The following is a 15,566-nucleotide window of genomic DNA, read 5'->3' as shown; positions in this document are numbered from 1 at the left end:
GCCGAACCAAACCCGGCCGAGTCAAGCCCGTCCGAACCAAGCGCGCTCGACCCACCAGTCTCAACCCAGCCCAGCTCAGGGCCGGTCTCCGTCCATATTCATGGCGTTGATCCGCCCCATTTCCTTGGCTTCGGGGGTGATGGAGCGCCCGCCGAAATCGTCAAGGAACATCCCCAGCCGCTCCACCAGCTCGGGGTAGCCGCGTTCGGGAAGCTGGGCGAGCAGCCAACGCACGCCGTCCGCGAAGCATTGCGGCAGCGGCATACCGTCCAGGGTGCGCGAGTAGGTTTCCAGTTTGCGTAAGGGGGCCGTCATCTCGCTGGCCGGCAGGTTCAGCCGCGTGTATAGGTCGATGCGTTCGACATATTTGCCGATGAAGATGAACGCTTTGAGGCTGGGATCGACCGTGGAGTTCTCGACGCCGCCCCAGAAGGCAAGCATATTGTCGGCGATGTCGCGCTGCTTGTAGATGTCGTCCGCGTTGGCGAAGCGGCTGGCCGCGTCGGTGATGTTCGTCACCGCCAGTTCGATGTATTGCAGCAGGCGCGAGCTGAGCTCCGGCCGCAGGATCACCGCGTTGTTGAACGCGGCGACGATGGCGCTGCGCACCGAATCGGGGTGGTCGCCGTCGTACAGGAAGCTGTGGATGAACGCGTCGAAGTCCTCGAAATCCTGCGGCAGGTCGAGAGCCCGCGCGAAGGGGCGGAACGCGTCCACATCCGTGTCCATCACACGGTCGTAGAAGGGCAGGAACTGGACCAGCGTGGTGAACGCGCGTTCGGTGTACCGCCCCAGCCAGAACAGGTTGTCGGCTTTCGAGGCGGTGACCAAAGCCAGCGCGTGCGAGCGCGAATGCGGCACCAGGTTCACCGATTCGATATGCTCGTCGCGTCGGATGGGCTTGTGGCTGGGGTCGTCGGGCGCGAGCACCCACGTGTCTTTGAATCCGCCGCCCTGCGATGAGTTGACGATCATCTGCCCCGGCACCGAGGAGTAGCGGGTGAGTCCCGAATACCATACGTGCGTGTGCTGCCCGGTGACGACGAACGCGCGCAGATCGGCTTTGCGCGGGGTCTCCTTGCCGGTGAGCGGATCGACCACGTCGAGATCCTTGAATTGGATCACCTCCTGGGCGATGAAGCGGCGCGGCTCGGCGGCGATGCGTTCGGCCAGTTCGGCGCGGGCCGCGCGGTCGAGGTCACGTCCGAACACCACGCCGTAGCCGCCCGCCTCGGCCACGTCCTTGATCACCAGCTCGCCGAGCCTGTCGAGCACCACGGCGCGGTCGGCCTCGAACATCGGCATATAGGTGGGCGCGTTGTTGAGCAACGGCTCCTCGCCGAGGTAGTAGCGAATCATCTGCGGCACGAAATAGTAGATCGCCTTGTCGTCGGCCGCGCCGTTGCCCGGCGCGTTGACGATCGCCACATTGCCGGCACGGTAGGCGGAAAGCAGCCCGGGCACGCCGATCACCGAATCGGGGTTGAAGGCGAAGGGGTCGAGGTATTCGTCGGAAAGCCTGCGGTAGACCACGCCCACGCGATGTCTGTTACCTGCGTAGTCAAGGAAGAACAGCTGGTTGTTCATCACTTCGAGGTCTTCGGGGAAGGCGAGCGTCGCGCCGGTTTTCTCCGCCAGATAGGCGTGTTCGAAGAAGGCGGAGTTGTATCGGCCGGGCGTGAGCACCACGGCGATGCCTTCGGTGGAGACGAAATCCATGGCTTTGCGCAGCAGCCTCGGATAATCGCGGTTGTCGCGCACGCGCACTTCGCGGAACAGTTTGGGATTGATGCGCCGTTCGATATCGCGCGCGAACAGCGGATAGCTGGCGCCGGAGGGAATGCGCAGATTGTCCTCCAGCACCCACCAGCGGCCGTCCTCGCCCTGCACCAGATCCTCGCCCGCAATATGCGCGAACACCCCGCCCGGCGGTGTCACGCCGTTGACCTGCGGAAAATAGCCGGCGGACGTGTAGACGAATTCCTCGGGAATCACGCCGTCGTGGATGATGCGCTTGTCGGAGTAGACGTCGGCAAGGTAGGCGTTCAGCGCGTTGACGCGCTGCTTCAGCCCAGCTTCCAGTTGGTCGTATTCGTCGGATTCGATGATGCGCGGGATCGGGTCGTAGGGAAACAGCCGATCGTGGTATTCCCCGTCGCTGGTCACGCCGAACCGCACGCCGTTGCGACTGAGCTCCCGGTTGATGTCCTCGCGTCGGTTGATCAGCTCGTTCGCGAGTGTACGCGCCGCACGTTCAATCATCGTCTCCGCTCCCTGGGTGGATGCCTGTGGATCGGCCCGACGCCACTCCCTCGTTTTGAGACGCGCGATGCCGGGCATGCCGTTCAGACTAGAGCGGCGCGGTTTCCGCCAGCGTGCGATTGTGTTACGGGCGCGAAAATAGCTCGCGTATCCCAGAATGGGTCCGTTACAGTGTGCGCACGGCGCGGATGGCTTCGGCGCGGGCGGCGAGCTGGTCGTCTGCCGGATAGGCGATATGTTCCAGCGTGAGCCCTTGCGGGGCGATGGGACCGGTGGATCCCTCGCGCAGTGGCACGGCCATTTTGCCGGCGAACCAGTCGAGGTCGCGTTTGCCGAGCCCAACCTGCACGCAGCCGTTGACCAGGGAGCGCACCATATTGCGCGCGAAGGCATCGGCCACGATGGTGAGGCACATCAGGCCGGATTCCACGGCGGGGGTTTCGTAGGCCAGTCCGGTGGCGTCGATCAGGGGGCGGCTGGGCACGCGCTCCCACCGCGCGTATTTCACCTCGCGGATGGTGGTGCCGCCCGGGTTCGGCGTGGCGAAGGATCCGAAATCATGCAGACCGATGGTCATCGCCGCGGCCGCATTCATGGCGTCCAGATCGAGCCGGTCGTCGATATGCAGTACAAAGCCGCGCAATCTGGGGTCGACCTCACTCCCCCGGTCGGCGATGCGGTAGACGTAGGTGCGTTCCAGCGCGGAGAACCGTGCGTCGAAGCCTTCGGGGGCGCGGCTGATTCGATGGAGGGTGATGTCGTCGGGCAGCATGCGCGAGAGCCTGCGATGCAAGGCCTCGATGCCGGAGACGTTCATATGGCCGACCGCTCGGTCCAGCAGCGCCTCGTCGAGGTCGATATGGCATACCTGATGGCTGGCGTGCACGCCGGTATCGGTGCGGCCCGCCACGGTCAGCCGCAGCCGCTGGTCGGGATCGTCTTGCGGCACACGCAGCACGGTGTGCAACGCCGCCTCGATGGTGCCCTGAACGGTGCGCAGCGTCGGCTGCGTCGCCCAACCGTAGAATCCGCCGCCGTCGTACGCCAAATCAATGCGAAGTCGTGTCATGGCTTCCATACTACGGCCATACCGCCGCAGGAAAGCGACAAGGGTCGGAAACCCTGTGCGGATTTCCGACCCTTGTCAACGCGTTGTGAAGCTAGTTCACTCGGCCTTCTCAGCCTCAGCCTCGGTGTTCTCCACCTCGGCGGCCTCAACGGCCTCGGTCTCAGCAGCCTCAACGGCTTCGACCTTGGTCTCCTCGACCTCGACCGGGGCTTCCTCGGCGACCTTGACGGCGGCTTCGGCTTCCTTGACCACGGCCTTCTTCGGGCTCACGGGCTCGGTGACGAGCTCGATGATCGCGGCGGGGGCGTTGTCGCCGACGCGCGGGGCGATCTTCACGATGCGGGTGTAGCCGCCTTCACGCTGCTCCATCTGCTCGGCGATCTGGGTGAACAGAATGTGCACCACGGACTTGTTGCGGATGACGCGCATCACGCGACGGCGGGAGTGCAGATCACCGCGCTTGGCGAAGGTGATCAGGCGCTCGGCCAGCGGACGAAGGCGCTTGGCCTTCGGCAGCGTGGTGACGATGCGGCCGTTCTGGAACAGGCTGGTGGCCATGTTCGCCAGCATGAGGCGCTCATGCGCGGGGCTGGACGCCAGGCGCGGGCCCTTCTTGGGTGTAGGCATGGGTTTTCTCCTTATTGTTCGGCAGGGTCGCAGGTGGGCATATGCCCGAGCGTCCGCGACCCATCGTCCGAACGGTTATGCAAAAGCGGCTGTTCTCACTCGTCTTCCGGGGAGAAGAAGGTGCCGCCTTCGAGGTTGGTGGTGTCGAAGGCAATCGGCGAGGTCTTCAGCGACAGACCCAGGGTCTGCAGCTTGTCCTTGACCTCATCGATGGACTTCATACCGAAATTGCGGATGTCGAGCAGGTCCTGCTCGGTGTGGGAGACGAGCTCGCCGATGGTGTGGATGCCCTCACGCTTGAGGCAGTTGTAGCTGCGCTGGGTGAGGTTGAGGTCCTCGATCGGCACGGCCATCTCGGGGTTGGTCTCTTCGGCCACGGGAGCCGGACCGACCTCGACGCCTTCGGCCTGGATGTTGAGCTCGCGGCACAGGCCGAAGAGCTCCACCAGGGTCGAACCGGCGGAAGCCACCGCGTCACGCGGGGAGATGGCGGGCTTGGTCTCCACGTCCAGAATGAGCTTGTCGAAGTCCGTGCGCTGTTCCACACGGGTGGCCTCGACCTTGTAGCTCACCTTGAGCACCGGGGAGTAGATGGAGTCGACCGGGATGCGGCCGATCTCATCGCTGTCCTGCTTGTTCATCTGAGCCGGCACATAGCCACGGCCGCGTTCGACGGTGAACTCGATCTCGAGTTCGCCGTCCTCGGCGAGGGTGGCGATGTGCAGATCGGGATTGGCGATGGTCACGCCGGCCGGAGGGGTGATATCCCCCGCGGTGGCCTCGCCCTTGCCGCTCTTGCGCAGATACATGACCACCGGCTCATCGTATTCGCTGGTGAGCACGATGCCCTTGATGTTGAGCAGAATCTCGGTCACATCCTCCTGCACGCCAGGCAGCGTGGTGAACTCGTGCAGTGCGCCGGAAACGCGCACAGAGGTCACCGCGGCACCCGGAATGGAGCTCAGGAGCGTACGACGAAGCGAGTTGCCGAGCGTGTAGCCGAAGCCAGGCTCGAGCGGCTCGATGATGAAACGCGAACGCTGCGGGTTCAGGGACTCCTCGGTCAGTGTCGGACGCTGTGCAATAAGCACTGTGTTATCCTTTCAGCTTTTGGTCGGCGGTGCACTCACCGGTCAAAGCGGGTTGGATGGATTGATTTTCTGAGTGCTCAGACGCGGCGGCGCTTCGGAGGACGAACGCCGTTGTGTGCTTGCGGGGTCACGTCGGTGATGGAACCGACCTCGAGGCCCGCGGACTGCAGGGAGCGGATGGCGGTTTCACGACCGGAACCCGGGCCCTTGACGAACACGTCGACCTTCTTGACGCCGTGCTCCATCGCCTTGCGGGCGGCGGACTCGGCGGCCATGCCAGCGGCGAACGGAGTGGACTTACGGGAGCCCTTGAATCCGACGTCGCCACCGGACGCCCAGGACACCACAGCGCCGGACGGATCGGTGATCGAGATGATCGTGTTGTTGAAAGTGGACTTGATATGCGCCTGCCCGACCGGCACCGACTTGCGGTCCCGGCGACGAGGCTTGCGCGCGGCCTGCTTGGGAGCTGCCATTGACCCTCGTTTCCTAGTAACGAACTTATTTGATGATGTCCAGGCGATGGAATGAGCTCATCCCGTGGCCTGGAGCGTGCCACCGACTACTTGGTGGCCTTCTTCTTTCCGGCGACCGTACGCTTCGGGCCCTTGCGGGTGCGGGCGTTGGTCTTGGTGCGCTGACCGCGCACGGGAAGTCCCTTACGGTGACGCTGGCCTTGGTAGCAGTTGATCTGAATCTTACGACGGATGTCCGCGTCGATCTCACGACGCAGATCGCCCTCGATCTTGTAGTTGGCCTCGAGGTAGTCACGCAGCGTGATCAGCTGCTCATCGGTAAGATCCTTGACGCGGATATCCGGATTGATACCGGTCGCGGCAAGCGTTTCCTTGGCACGAGTGCGACCCACACCGAAAATGTAGGTGAGGGCGATCTCGATGCGCTTCTCATTGGGGATGTCGACTCCGGCAAGACGTGCCATTGCGATTCCTTCTGTACTCCGCAGGTCTTGCACCAAATCGTCCGGATTCCCGGCCCGGGCCTGCGTACCCGGGGTTCAGTCCCGAAGGACTGTGATTCAGTGCCTTATTCTCTTATGCCGCTGGAATCTGCTCTCAGCCCTGACGCTGCTTGTGGCGCGGGTTGATGCAGATCACCATGACGCGGCCGTGACGACGGATCACGCGGCAGTTCTCGCAGATCCTCTTCACACTAGGGCTGACCTTCATGGTTTTCCTTTACTTGTACCTTTACTTGTAGCGGTACGTAATACGTCCGCGGTTCAGGTCGTACGGGCTCATCTCAAGCACGACACGATCCTGCGGCAGGATGCGGATATAGTTCTTGCGCATTTTGCCGGAGATCGTGGCGAGCACGATGTGCTTGTTCTCGAGTTCAACGCGGAACATCGCGTTCGGCAGCGCTTCCACCACCTGTCCTTCGACTTCAATCACACCGTCTTTTGCCATGTGTCTGCAGTTCCTGTCCCTTTGGATGATTACTACGGCGCATCCGAAGACACACCAAATTGCAAGACTAGCCGAAATAGAGAAACGACACGCCGTAGCGTGTCGTTTTCTAGTCTTTTGGGGTGGCGATGGTAAAGGTCAGGCGACCTTCGCATCCAGAGCGGCCACGATGTTGGCCTGGATGGCGTCGATCTCGCCCACACCGTCGATGGCGACCAGCAGGCCGCGCTCACCATAGGTGTCCAGCAGCGGAGCGGTCTCCTGCGCGTAGGTCTCCAGACGCTTGGCGATCACCTCGGGGGTGTCGTCGGTGCGGCCCTGCTCGGCGGCGCGCTTGGCCATGCGCTCCATCAGCACGTCCATGTCGGCGTCAAGCGCGACCACGGCGTCAAGCGGCGTGTCGAGGTCGGCCAGCATGGCGTCCAGAGCCTCAACCTGGGAGGCGTTGCGCGGGTAGCCGTCGAGGATCCAGCCGTTCTTGGCGTCGTCCATGGCCAAGCGGTCCTTGACGATCTTGTTGGTCAGCTCGTCCGGCACCAGCTCGCCCTTGTCGGTGTAGCTCATGGCCTCAAGACCCAGCTCGGTCTTGTTCTTGATGTTGTAGCGGAAGATGTCGCCGGTGGAGATGGCGGGGATGCCGTAATGCTCGGCGAGCTTGGCGGCCTGGGTGCCTTTGCCCACACCCTGCGGGCCCATGATCAGCAGACGCATATTGGTTCCTTTGATTGTGGATTGTGTTGTGTATGAACGACGGTGCCGCTTTCTTGTTTGAAGAAAGCGGCACCGCCATGAAAGGCTACTTACCTTCCACCTTGTCCGTGTTTTCGAACAGGAAGCCCGTGTACTGGAACTGTTCGGTCTGGGCCTTGGCCTGGCGCAGGGTGTCGAGGCCGACGCCCGCGATGATCAGGATGGTGGTGCCGCCGAACGGCAGCTGGGTGTTGAGGCCCAGCGCCATGATGAGCACGGTGGGGATCAGCGCCACGAAGAGCAGGTAGATGGCGCCGACGGTGTTGAGTCGGTTCATCACGTAGCTCAGGTAGCGGCTGGTGGCGTTGCCGGCGCGGATGCCGGGGATGAAGCCGCCGTACTGCTTCATGTTGTCCGCGGTCTCGTCCGGGTTGAACGTGATCGAGGTGTAGAAGAAGCAGAAGAACACGATCATCAGCGCGTAGAGCGCGATGTACCACACGGAGGTGGTGTCGGCGAGGTTGTTGTTGATCCACTCGGCCCAGTCGGCGTCGGAGTCGAACTGCGCGATCAGGGTCGGGATCGCAAGAATGGAGGAGGCGAAGATCGGCGGGATAACGCCGGACATGTTCACCTTCAGGGGCAGGTAGGTGGAGGAGCCGCCGTACATCTTGCGGCCGATCATACGACGGGTGTACTGCACCGGGATGCGGCGTTGGCACAGTTCCACGTAGTCGACGAAGATGAGGATGACGAGCAGCACGGCCACGACGATGGCGAACTTGGTCCAGTCGCCGTCGGTGCCGTCGGTGCCCCAGCCGATCTCCCACAGCTGCGGCAGGAAGCCGGAGCAGATGGACATGAAGATAAGCACGGACATGCCCTGTCCGATGCCCTTCTCGGTCACGAGCTCGGCCATCCACATGATCAGGCCGGTGCCGCCGGTCATGATGAGCACCATCACGACGAGGTTCCACACGGAGCCGTCGGGGATGACCTGCGAGCACTGGTAGTTGAACAGCGCGCCGGAGCGGGCGGTCACCAGAATGGTGGTGGACTGCAGCACGGCCAGGCCGATGGTGAGGTATCGGGTGTACTGGGTGAGTTTGGCCTCGCCCGACTGGCCCTCCTTATGCAGCGCCTCGAAGCGCGGGATGACCACGCGCAGCAGCTGCACCACGATGGAGGCGGTGATGTAGGGCATCACGCCCAGCGCGAAGATGGACAGCTGGAGCATGGCGCCGCCGGAGATCAGGTTCACCAGTCCGATGAAGTTCTCGGAGGTCGAGCTCATGTCCCCTATGCATTCCTGCACCACACCATAATCCACACCCGGCGTCGGGATGAAGGAGCCGATGCGGTAGATGATGATGATGAACAGGACGAAGAGGATCTTCTTCCTCAACTCCTTGGTTTTCAGGGCCTGGATTAGCGTCCTCACCTGGGTTCCTCCCTATCGCATGCCTGAGCATGCCATGAAAAATCAAACTCTAACGCACGAGTGTAACCTAGAGTATCTACCTGAAAACAGACTGGGCAAGTTCTGTCATATGCAAGCCGCATATGAGATGACCCCCGTCCGCGCCAAGGCGGAAGAGGGTCTTCTCATATTCATGCCTTTTCAGCGTGTTCCGTCAAAGACCTCAGTCTTCGATGGAGCCGCCGGCGGCTTCGATCTTGGACTTGGCGGAAGCCGAGACCTTAACACCCTTGAGGGTGAAGGCCACGGTGGTCTCGCCGTCGCCCAGGACCTTGACCGGCTGGCCGCCGCGCACGGCGCCCTTGGCCGCCAGATCCTCAGCGGTCACCTCGCCGCCGGCCGGGTACAGCTCGGCCAGACGGGAGATGTTGACGACCTGGTATTCGGTCTTGAAGGGGCTCTTGAAGCCACGAAGCTTCGGCAGGCGCATGTACAGCGGCAGCTGGCCGCCTTCAAAGCCGGCACGCACGTGGGTGCGCTTCGTCTGGCCCTTGAAGCCGCGACCGGAGGTCTTACCCTTGGAGCCTTCGCCTCGACCCACGCGGGTACGGGACTTCTTGGCGCCCGGGGCGGGCCTGAGGTCGTGCATCTGCAGGATTTCGTTATCTGCCATAATCAGTCAACCTCCTCGACGGTAACCAGATGGCGAACCACGTTCACCAGGCCACGGTTGGCCGGGGTGTCCGGGCGGACCACGGTCTGACCGATCTTGCGCAGGCCCAGCGTGTGCGCAGTGGCGCGCTGCTTGGGCGTGCGGTTCACGAGACCGTGATGCAGCGTAATCTTCAGGTTAGCCATGCTCACTCACCATCCTTTTCAGCCTGGGCGGCCTTGGCCTGAGCCTCTTCGCGAGCCTTGCGGGCCTCGGCGATGCCGGTGGCGCGGGCGCGCAGCAGGGCGTCGGGGGCGACTTCCTCAAGGGAGAGGCCACGACGGGCGGCGATCTCCTCGGGCTCTTCGAGCTGCTTGAGGGCGGCGACGGTCGCACGGACCATGTTCACTGCGGTGGCCGAGCCCATGGACTTGGTCAGCACGTCGGTGATGCCGGCGCACTCCATGACGGCGCGAACCGGGCCGCCGGCGATAACGCCGGTACCGGGGGCGGCCGGACGCAGCAGGACGGTGCCAGCGGCGTCATGACCGATCACCGGGTGGGTGACGGTGCCACGGATGCGCGGCACGTTGAACATGTGCTTCTTGGCGTCCAGCTGGCCCTTGGCGATAGCCGCCGGGACCTCACGGGACTTGCCGTAGCCGACGCCCACGGTGCCGTTGCCGTCGCCCACCACCACGAGAGCGGCGAAGCTGAAGGTACGACCGCCCTTGTGGGTCTTGGACACACGGTTGATGGTCACCACGCGATCGAGCAGCTCGTCGCCGCGGTTCTCCTCGCGACGGTTGCGACGCTCGCCGCGACGGCCCTCACCACGCTGGCCACGACGGGACTTGCGGTCCGCGTTGTTGGCCTCGGGAGCCGCAGTGTTCTGAGTTTCTTCAGCCACTTGGGTTTCCTTCTGGGTTTCGATGTCGCTCACAGTGCCAGACCTCCCTCGCGGGCGCCTTCAGCGACAGCTGCGACGCGACCGGTGTACTTGTTGCCACCGCGGTCGAACACGACCTCGGTGATGCCGGCGGCCTTGGCCTTGTCAGCGATGAGCTCGCCAACCTTCTTGGCGGCCTCAACCTTGGTGCCTTCGAAGCCCTGGAAGTCGGCGGTCAGAGTGGAGGCGCTCACCAGAGTGATGCCCTTGGTGTCGTCGACGACCTGGGCGACCATATGACGGTTGGAGCGGGTGACCACCAGGCGCGGACGCTCCGGGGTGCCGGTGATGTGCTTCCTGATGCGGGCGTGGCGGCGCAGACGCGCAACCTTCTTGCCTTTTCCGAAAATCGTGACGCTCATATCACTTACCAGCCTTTCCAGCCTTGCGCAGGATACGCTCGTCGGCGTACTTGACGCCCTTGCCCTTGTAGGGTTCGGGAGCGCGCAGCTTGCGGATGTTCGCAGCCACCTGGCCAACGGCCTGCTTGTCGGTGCCCTTGACGATCACCTGGTTGGGGTTCGGCACTTCGAACTCGATGCCTTCCGGCGGATTCACCGTGATGGTGTGGGAGTAGCCGAGGAAGAACTCGATGCCCTTGCCCTTGACGACGGCGCGGTAACCGGTGCCGACGATATCGAGGGTCTTGGCGTAGCCTTCGTGCACACCCTTGACCATGCCGGCCATGATGGAGCGGGCCAGACCGTGCTTGGCACGGGTGGGACGCAGGTCATCAACGGGGGTCAGCACGATGTCGGTGCCTTCGACGGAGGCGGTGACGCCTTCGGGAATCTCGTAGGTGGCGGTACCCTTCGGGCCCTTGGCCTCGAAGTTCTGACCGTCGATCTTGACTTCCACGCCGGCCGGGATGGCGACGGGGAGCTTACCAATATGCGATGCCATGATCTAGCTCTCCTTTCTCACCACACGTAGGCGACGATTTCGCCGCCAATGCCCCGGTCGAGGCATTCCTTCTGAGTCAGCAATCCCGAGGAAGTCGAGATGATGGCGATACCGAGGCCACCGAGCGGCATCGGCAGGGAGTCGGACTTCGCGTAACGGCGGAGGCCCGGCTTCGAGATGCGCTTGATGCCCTGGATGGAACGCTCGCCGTTCGGACCGTACTTGAGGGTGACCTCAAGAGTCTGGCCGACCTTCGCTTCCTTAGCGGCGAAGTCCTTGATGAAGCCTTCGCGCTTGAGGATCTCAGCGATGTTCGCCTTGAACTTGGAGTACGGCATATCCACGGTCTCGTGCTTTGCCGCGCTCGCGTTACGCAGACGCGTAAGCATGTCTGCAATCGGATCTGTCATTGTCATTGTGGGCTTCACGCCCTTTCTCGCCGTGGTTTCCGCCGCCCCGCCCTCAGATGAGAGCCGGGCCACGGACCTTCAGCGTCGATGTTTACCAACTGGACTTCGTAACTCCGGGCAGCTCGCCGCGGTGGGCCTTCTCGCGAAGGCAGATGCGGCACAGGCCGAACTTGCGGTAGACGGAGTGGGGACGACCGCAGACCTGGCAGCGCGTGTAGGCGCGCACAGCGAACTTCGGCTTAGCGGCCGCCTTGTTCTTCAGAGCGGTTTTTGCCATATCAGTTCTCCTTGAAGGGGAAGCCAAGGTGCTTCAGCAGCGAGTAAGCTTCCTTGTCGTCCTTGGTGGAGGTCACCACGGTGATGTCCATACCGCGCTGGTGATCGATCGAATCGGGATCGATCTCGTGGAACATGGACTGCTCGGTGAGACCAAAGTTGTAGTTGCCCTGGCCATCGAACTGGTGGCCGTTGATGCCGCGGAAATCGCGGATGCGGGGCAGCGCGAGGGTCAGCAGACGATCGAGGAACTCCCACATGCGCTCGCCACGCAGGGTGACGTACGCGCCGATGGCCTGGCCTTCACGCAGGTGGAACTGCGCGACGGACTTCTTGGCCTTGGTGATCTTCGGCTTCTGGCCGGTGATCAGGGTGAGGTCCTTGACAGCGCCCTCGATGAGCTTGGAGTCACGAGCCGCGGCGCCGACGCCCATGGAGACGACGACCTTCTCGACACGAGCCACCTGCATCGGGTTGGAGTGGTTGAACTCCTTGATGAGCGCGGGGGCGATCTCTTCCTGGTACTGCACCTTCAAGCGCGGAGTTGCCGGCGCTTCGATAGCGGTGGTATCGGTCATGCCAGCTCCTTTCCGGACTTCTTGGCGACGCGCACGCGCACGGTCTTGACCTTGCCGTCACGCGCCTCTTCCTTCACGTTCACGCCCACGCGGGTCGGCTGCTTGGTCTCCGGGTCGATGAGCATCACATTGGAGCGATGGATCGGCGCCTCGGTGGAGACGATGCCGGACTGCTGGCCCTGCTGGGTGGCGCGCACGTGCTTCTTGACGATCTGCACACCTTCGACGATCAGTCGGTCGTTGGAGAGCACACGGGTCACGGTGCCTTCCTTGCCGCGGTCCTTACCGCGGATGACCTTCACCAGGTCGCCGCTCTTGATCTTGGCTACCATGTCAGATCACCTCCGGGGCGAGGGACACGATCTTCATGAAGCGCTTATCGCGCAGTTCACGACCAACCGGTCCGAAGATACGAGTGCCCTTCGGTTCACGGCCGGAGCCGAGAATGACGGCGGCGTTCTCGTCGAACTTGATGTAGGAGCCGTCTGCACGACGGTGCTCCTTAACGGTACGGACGACGACGGCCTTGACCACGTCGCCCTTCTTGACCGACCCGCCAGGAATGGCGTCCTTGACGGAGGCGACGATGATGTCGCCGATGCCGGCATAGCGTCGCTTCGATCCGCCGAGCACTCGGATGGCCAGGATTTCCTTGGCACCCGTGTTGTCGGCGACATGAAGCCGCGTTTCCTGCTGAATCATTGATTCTCCTTAGCCGAGCTGGTTCTCCCCGCACACCGGGAACGGTTCTCCCGTAAGGGATTCACCGTTCCCGGTGTGCGCGGAGCCTTGCCGAACTTGTGTTACTTAGCGCGCTCGATAATGCTTTCGAGACGCCAGCGCTTGGTCTTGCTCAGAGGCCGAGTCTCCATAATACTCACGAGGTCGCCAATTTTCGCCTCGTTGTGTTCATCATGGACCTTGACCTTCTTGGTGGTGCGGACGACCTTGCCGTACAGCGGGTGGGTCGAACGCTTTTCGAGCTCGACAGCGATCGTCTTGTCCATAGCGTCGGACACGACGTAGCCGCGACGAACCTTGCGGAAGTTACGCTCTTGCGCCATGATCACTTCTCCTTAGTTTCCGTTGCGGCCGGCTCCTGGCTGATGCCAAGCTCGCGTTCGCGCAGCACGGTGTACATGCGGGCGATATCGTGCTTGACGGCCTTGAGACGAGCGGTGTTCTCGAGCTGACCGGTCGCATGCTGGAAGCGCAGGTTGAACAGCTCTTCCTTGGACTTCTTCAGGAAGCCCTCGATCTCCTCGTTGGTCTTCTCGTTGAGATTCTTGATGGAGTATTCAGCGGTTCCGACTGCCATCAGATGTCACCACCTTCACGCGCAATAACACGGCACTTCATGGGGAGCTTGTCGATGGCGCGGCGCAGGGCCTCGCGAGCGACTTCCTCGGACACGCCGCCGATCTCGAACATAACGCGACCGGGACGGACGTTGGCGATCCAGAATTCGGGCGTACCCTTACCGGAACCCATTCGGGTGCCAAGCGGCTTCTTGGTCAACGGACGATCCGGGAAGACCGTGATCCACACGCGGCCACCACGCTTGATGTAGCGGGTCATGGCGATACGAGCGGCCTCGATCTGGCGGTTCGTCACGTAAGCCGGGGCGAGCGCCTGGATACCGAAATCACCGAAATTGATCTCGTTGCCACCCTTGGACATGCCAAAACGGGTGGGGCGATGCTGCTTGCGGTACTTAGTCCTCTTTGGGATAAGCATTCTTGCTCACTCCTTCGTTTCTGCTGCCTGGGGAGCTTCGGCGGCGGCTTCGGCCTTGGGAGCCTCGGCGTTGGCCTGCTGCTGGGCGGCGGGACGGTTGCCACGGCGCGGACGGCGATCGCCGCGACGGCCGGGACGGTTGTTCTGCTGGGACTGCTGCTCCTCGAACTCAGACTCAGTCATGTCGCCCTTGTAGATCCACACCTTCACGCCGATGCGGCCGTAGGTGGTCTTGGCCTCGAAGAAGCCATAGTCGATCAGGGCGCGGAGGGTCTGCAGCGGGACGCGGCCTTCGCGGTAGAACTCGGAACGGCTCATTTCCGCGCCGCCGAGACGGCCGGAGAGCTTGATACGGATACCCTTGGCGCCGGCGTGCATGGCATCCTGCTGAGCCTTGCGCATCGCGCGACGGAAGGTCACGCGGTTGGCGAGCTGCTCGGCGATGCCCTGGGCGACGAGCTGGGCGTCGAGGGCGGCGTTCTTCACCTCGAAGATGTTGAGCTGGACCTGCTTGCCGGTGATCTTCTCCAGCTTCGCGCGAACGCGCTCGGCTTCGGCGCCACGACGGCCGATCACAATGCCCGGACGGGCGGTGTGGATGTCGACGCGGACACGATCACGGGTGCGCTCGATGATGATACGGGACACGCCCGCACGCTCGAGGTCCTTGCTCATCTCCTTGCGGATCTGATCGTCTTCAAGGACGAAGTCGCGGTAACGCTCGCCGGCCTTGTTGGAATCAGAGAACCACTTGGAACGGTGGTTTCCGGTGATGCCCAGACGGTAGCCAAACGGATTGATCTTCTGACCCATCTTTAGCGGGCTCCTTCCTTGTTAGCGACGACGACCGTGATGTGGGAGGTGCGCTTGTTGATACGAGCGGCACGGCCCTGGGCGCGAGCGCGGAAGCGCTTCATGGTCACGCCCTCATCGACGTAGGTCTCCTTGATGACCAGATCGTTCTCGCGGAACGGCTCGCCGGCCTTATCGGCCTTGACGCGGGCGTTGGCGATGGCGCTCTCCAGAACCTTGCGGACCGGCAGGGCCGCGGACTGGGGGGCGAACTTGAGGATGGTAACGGCTTCGGTCGCCTGCTTGCCTCGGATGAGGTCGACCATGCGGCGAGCCTTGCGCGGCGTCACGCGGACGTGACGAGCAATTGCTTTAGCTTCCATGTGTCATTCTCTCCTTTAGCGGCGGGACTTCTTGTCGTCCTTCACGTGACCCTTGAAGGTCTTCGTGGGGGCGAACTCACCGAGCTTGTGGCCAACCATGGATTCGGTGACGAACACCGGAACATGCTTGCGGCCGTCATGAACAGCGAAGGTGTGTCCGATGAAGTCCGGGGTGATCATCGAACGGCGCGACCACGTCTTGATGACGTTGTGCGTGCCCTTCTCGTTCTGATCGTCGACTTTCTTCTGCAAGTGGGCGTCGACGAAGGGGCCCTTCTTGATGCTACGAGTCATCTTCTC

26 protein-coding genes are annotated in these 15,566 nt (G+C 62.7%); all 26 read right to left on the bottom strand.

Annotated features, from left to right (window positions below; all coding sequences use genetic code 11):
- Nucleotides 1-75: 75 nt before the first annotated feature.
- A complete protein-coding gene (locus AC1AV0_RS08900) occupies nucleotides 76-2,262 on the bottom strand; it encodes a circularly permuted type 2 ATP-grasp protein (RefSeq protein ID WP_476573165.1) in 2,187 nt (728 codons plus the stop codon).
- Between the two features lie 166 nt (nucleotides 2,263-2,428).
- Complete coding sequence (locus tag AC1AV0_RS08895) at nucleotides 2,429-3,340, bottom strand: tRNA pseudouridine synthase A (RefSeq protein ID WP_476573163.1); 912 nt, start codon at nucleotides 3,338-3,340, stop codon at nucleotides 2,429-2,431.
- Nucleotides 3,341-3,427: 87 nt separating this feature from the next.
- A complete protein-coding gene (gene rplQ / locus AC1AV0_RS08890; RefSeq protein ID WP_476573161.1) occupies nucleotides 3,428-3,958 on the bottom strand; it encodes a 50S ribosomal protein L17 in 531 nt (176 codons plus the stop codon).
- Nucleotides 3,959-4,053: 95 nt separating this feature from the next.
- Nucleotides 4,054-5,049: a DNA-directed RNA polymerase subunit alpha gene (locus tag AC1AV0_RS08885; RefSeq protein WP_476573159.1), complete on the bottom strand. Its 996-nt coding sequence runs from the start codon at nucleotides 5,047-5,049 to the stop codon at nucleotides 4,054-4,056.
- A gap of 77 nt (nucleotides 5,050-5,126) precedes the next feature.
- Nucleotides 5,127-5,525 (bottom strand): 30S ribosomal protein S11, encoded by a 399-nt coding sequence (gene rpsK, locus AC1AV0_RS08880; protein ID WP_476573157.1) that lies wholly within the window; start codon nucleotides 5,523-5,525, stop codon nucleotides 5,127-5,129.
- Nucleotides 5,526-5,611: 86 nt separating this feature from the next.
- On the bottom strand, nucleotides 5,612-5,989 hold the full coding sequence (gene rpsM / locus AC1AV0_RS08875) for a 30S ribosomal protein S13 (RefSeq protein WP_014484255.1): 378 nt from the start codon (nucleotides 5,987-5,989) through the stop codon (nucleotides 5,612-5,614).
- Between the two features lie 133 nt (nucleotides 5,990-6,122).
- Complete coding sequence (gene rpmJ / locus AC1AV0_RS08870; protein ID WP_003842636.1) at nucleotides 6,123-6,236, bottom strand: 50S ribosomal protein L36; 114 nt, start codon at nucleotides 6,234-6,236, stop codon at nucleotides 6,123-6,125.
- 21 nt (nucleotides 6,237-6,257) lie between these two features.
- Complete coding sequence (infA, locus tag AC1AV0_RS08865; RefSeq protein WP_003808114.1) at nucleotides 6,258-6,476, bottom strand: translation initiation factor IF-1; 219 nt, start codon at nucleotides 6,474-6,476, stop codon at nucleotides 6,258-6,260.
- 138 nt (nucleotides 6,477-6,614) lie between these two features.
- The gene (locus AC1AV0_RS08860; RefSeq protein WP_476573155.1) at nucleotides 6,615-7,187 is read right to left on the bottom strand and encodes an adenylate kinase; all 573 of its coding nucleotides are present in this window, start codon (nucleotides 7,185-7,187) and stop codon (nucleotides 6,615-6,617) included.
- A gap of 85 nt (nucleotides 7,188-7,272) precedes the next feature.
- Nucleotides 7,273-8,607: a preprotein translocase subunit SecY gene (secY, locus tag AC1AV0_RS08855; protein WP_476573153.1), complete on the bottom strand. Its 1,335-nt coding sequence runs from the start codon at nucleotides 8,605-8,607 to the stop codon at nucleotides 7,273-7,275.
- A 202-nt stretch (nucleotides 8,608-8,809) separates the two neighbouring features.
- Complete coding sequence (rplO, locus tag AC1AV0_RS08850; protein WP_476573151.1) at nucleotides 8,810-9,259, bottom strand: 50S ribosomal protein L15; 450 nt, start codon at nucleotides 9,257-9,259, stop codon at nucleotides 8,810-8,812.
- Between the two features lie 2 nt (nucleotides 9,260-9,261).
- A complete protein-coding gene (rpmD, locus tag AC1AV0_RS08845) occupies nucleotides 9,262-9,444 on the bottom strand; it encodes a 50S ribosomal protein L30 (protein ID WP_072724875.1) in 183 nt (60 codons plus the stop codon).
- A gap of 2 nt (nucleotides 9,445-9,446) precedes the next feature.
- Nucleotides 9,447-10,181: a 30S ribosomal protein S5 gene (rpsE, locus tag AC1AV0_RS08840; protein WP_476573149.1), complete on the bottom strand. Its 735-nt coding sequence runs from the start codon at nucleotides 10,179-10,181 to the stop codon at nucleotides 9,447-9,449.
- Nucleotides 10,178-10,549, bottom strand: a complete 372-nt coding sequence (gene rplR, locus AC1AV0_RS08835; protein WP_072724871.1) for a 50S ribosomal protein L18 — start codon at nucleotides 10,547-10,549, stop codon at nucleotides 10,178-10,180. Before rplR ends, rpsE begins: the two co-directional genes overlap by 4 nt.
- Nucleotide 10,550: 1 nt before the next feature.
- Nucleotides 10,551-11,090: a 50S ribosomal protein L6 gene (gene rplF, locus AC1AV0_RS08830; protein ID WP_476573146.1), complete on the bottom strand. Its 540-nt coding sequence runs from the start codon at nucleotides 11,088-11,090 to the stop codon at nucleotides 10,551-10,553.
- 17 nt (nucleotides 11,091-11,107) lie between these two features.
- A complete protein-coding gene (gene rpsH, locus AC1AV0_RS08825; RefSeq protein ID WP_072724867.1) occupies nucleotides 11,108-11,506 on the bottom strand; it encodes a 30S ribosomal protein S8 in 399 nt (132 codons plus the stop codon).
- Between the two features lie 85 nt (nucleotides 11,507-11,591).
- Nucleotides 11,592-11,777 carry a type Z 30S ribosomal protein S14 gene (locus AC1AV0_RS08820; protein WP_072724865.1) on the bottom strand — a complete coding sequence of 62 codons (186 nt, stop codon included), beginning with the start codon at nucleotides 11,775-11,777 and terminating at the stop codon, nucleotides 11,592-11,594.
- Between the two features lies 1 nt (nucleotide 11,778).
- Nucleotides 11,779-12,354 carry a 50S ribosomal protein L5 gene (gene rplE, locus AC1AV0_RS08815; protein ID WP_476573144.1) on the bottom strand — a complete coding sequence of 192 codons (576 nt, stop codon included), beginning with the start codon at nucleotides 12,352-12,354 and terminating at the stop codon, nucleotides 11,779-11,781.
- The gene (gene rplX, locus AC1AV0_RS08810) at nucleotides 12,351-12,686 is read right to left on the bottom strand and encodes a 50S ribosomal protein L24 (protein WP_476573142.1); all 336 of its coding nucleotides are present in this window, start codon (nucleotides 12,684-12,686) and stop codon (nucleotides 12,351-12,353) included. Before rplX ends, rplE begins: the two co-directional genes overlap by 4 nt.
- Nucleotide 12,687: 1 nt before the next feature.
- Complete coding sequence (rplN, locus tag AC1AV0_RS08805) at nucleotides 12,688-13,056, bottom strand: 50S ribosomal protein L14 (protein ID WP_072724859.1); 369 nt, start codon at nucleotides 13,054-13,056, stop codon at nucleotides 12,688-12,690.
- A gap of 101 nt (nucleotides 13,057-13,157) precedes the next feature.
- Entirely contained in the window at nucleotides 13,158-13,418 is a 261-nt protein-coding gene (rpsQ, locus tag AC1AV0_RS08800; RefSeq protein ID WP_072724857.1) for a 30S ribosomal protein S17, read from the bottom strand.
- Nucleotides 13,419-13,420: 2 nt separating this feature from the next.
- The gene (rpmC, locus tag AC1AV0_RS08795; protein ID WP_072724855.1) at nucleotides 13,421-13,672 is read right to left on the bottom strand and encodes a 50S ribosomal protein L29; all 252 of its coding nucleotides are present in this window, start codon (nucleotides 13,670-13,672) and stop codon (nucleotides 13,421-13,423) included.
- Nucleotides 13,672-14,091: a 50S ribosomal protein L16 gene (rplP, locus tag AC1AV0_RS08790; RefSeq protein ID WP_072724853.1), complete on the bottom strand. Its 420-nt coding sequence runs from the start codon at nucleotides 14,089-14,091 to the stop codon at nucleotides 13,672-13,674. The genes rpmC and rplP overlap by 1 nt, the downstream gene beginning before the upstream one ends.
- A 6-nt stretch (nucleotides 14,092-14,097) precedes the next feature.
- Nucleotides 14,098-14,904: a 30S ribosomal protein S3 gene (gene rpsC / locus AC1AV0_RS08785; RefSeq protein WP_476573138.1), complete on the bottom strand. Its 807-nt coding sequence runs from the start codon at nucleotides 14,902-14,904 to the stop codon at nucleotides 14,098-14,100.
- Nucleotides 14,905-14,906: 2 nt separating this feature from the next.
- Nucleotides 14,907-15,266 carry a 50S ribosomal protein L22 gene (gene rplV / locus AC1AV0_RS08780; RefSeq protein ID WP_476573135.1) on the bottom strand — a complete coding sequence of 120 codons (360 nt, stop codon included), beginning with the start codon at nucleotides 15,264-15,266 and terminating at the stop codon, nucleotides 14,907-14,909.
- A 15-nt stretch (nucleotides 15,267-15,281) separates the two neighbouring features.
- Complete coding sequence (gene rpsS / locus AC1AV0_RS08775; protein ID WP_072724847.1) at nucleotides 15,282-15,560, bottom strand: 30S ribosomal protein S19; 279 nt, start codon at nucleotides 15,558-15,560, stop codon at nucleotides 15,282-15,284.
- Between the last annotated feature and the right edge of the window lie 6 nt (nucleotides 15,561-15,566).

It is taken from the genome of Bifidobacterium sp. LH_558 (genome assembly GCF_056356295.1).
This window is presented reverse-complemented; position numbering and strand designations above follow the sequence as displayed.

Coding starts and splice junctions, on each gene's coding strand:
- infA (WP_003808114.1), bottom strand. CDS start 6,476: ATGGCAAAAGACGGTGTGATTGAAGTCGAAGGACAGGTGGTGGAAGCG.
- AC1AV0_RS08820 (WP_072724865.1), bottom strand. CDS start 11,777: ATGGCAAAAACCGCTCTGAAGAACAAGGCGGCCGCTAAGCCGAAGTTC.
- rpsQ (WP_072724857.1), bottom strand. CDS start 13,418: ATGGCGCAAGAGCGTAACTTCCGCAAGGTTCGTCGCGGCTACGTCGTG.
- rpsS (WP_072724847.1), bottom strand. CDS start 15,560: ATGACTCGTAGCATCAAGAAGGGCCCCTTCGTCGACGCCCACTTGCAG.
- AC1AV0_RS08900 (WP_476573165.1), bottom strand. CDS start 2,262: ATGATTGAACGTGCGGCGCGTACACTCGCGAACGAGCTGATCAACCGA.
- rpmD (WP_072724875.1), bottom strand. CDS start 9,444: ATGGCTAACCTGAAGATTACGCTGCATCACGGTCTCGTGAACCGCACG.
- rpmJ (WP_003842636.1), bottom strand. CDS start 6,236: ATGAAGGTCAGCCCTAGTGTGAAGAGGATCTGCGAGAACTGCCGCGTG.
- rplE (WP_476573144.1), bottom strand. CDS start 12,354: ATGACCGATACCACCGCTATCGAAGCGCCGGCAACTCCGCGCTTGAAG.
- rplR (WP_072724871.1), bottom strand. CDS start 10,549: ATGAGCGTCACGATTTTCGGAAAAGGCAAGAAGGTTGCGCGTCTGCGC.
- rpsK (WP_476573157.1), bottom strand. CDS start 5,525: ATGGCAGCTCCCAAGCAGGCCGCGCGCAAGCCTCGTCGCCGGGACCGC.
- AC1AV0_RS08860 (WP_476573155.1), bottom strand. CDS start 7,187: ATGCGTCTGCTGATCATGGGCCCGCAGGGTGTGGGCAAAGGCACCCAG.
- rpmC (WP_072724855.1), bottom strand. CDS start 13,672: ATGGCAGTCGGAACCGCTGAATACTCCATCAAGAATCTCAACGAGAAG.
- rpsM (WP_014484255.1), bottom strand. CDS start 5,989: ATGGCACGTCTTGCCGGAGTCGACATCCCCAATGAGAAGCGCATCGAG.
- rplX (WP_476573142.1), bottom strand. CDS start 12,686: ATGGTAGCCAAGATCAAGAGCGGCGACCTGGTGAAGGTCATCCGCGGT.
- AC1AV0_RS08895 (WP_476573163.1), bottom strand. CDS start 3,340: ATGGAAGCCATGACACGACTTCGCATTGATTTGGCGTACGACGGCGGC.
- rplF (WP_476573146.1), bottom strand. CDS start 11,090: ATGGCATCGCATATTGGTAAGCTCCCCGTCGCCATCCCGGCCGGCGTG.
- rplV (WP_476573135.1), bottom strand. CDS start 15,266: ATGGAAGCTAAAGCAATTGCTCGTCACGTCCGCGTGACGCCGCGCAAG.
- rplQ (WP_476573161.1), bottom strand. CDS start 3,958: ATGCCTACACCCAAGAAGGGCCCGCGCCTGGCGTCCAGCCCCGCGCAT.
- rplN (WP_072724859.1), bottom strand. CDS start 13,056: ATGATTCAGCAGGAAACGCGGCTTCATGTCGCCGACAACACGGGTGCC.
- rplP (WP_072724853.1), bottom strand. CDS start 14,091: ATGCTTATCCCAAAGAGGACTAAGTACCGCAAGCAGCATCGCCCCACC.
- rpsH (WP_072724867.1), bottom strand. CDS start 11,506: ATGACAATGACAGATCCGATTGCAGACATGCTTACGCGTCTGCGTAAC.
- rplO (WP_476573151.1), bottom strand. CDS start 9,259: ATGGCAGATAACGAAATCCTGCAGATGCACGACCTCAGGCCCGCCCCG.
- rpsC (WP_476573138.1), bottom strand. CDS start 14,904: ATGGGTCAGAAGATCAATCCGTTTGGCTACCGTCTGGGCATCACCGGA.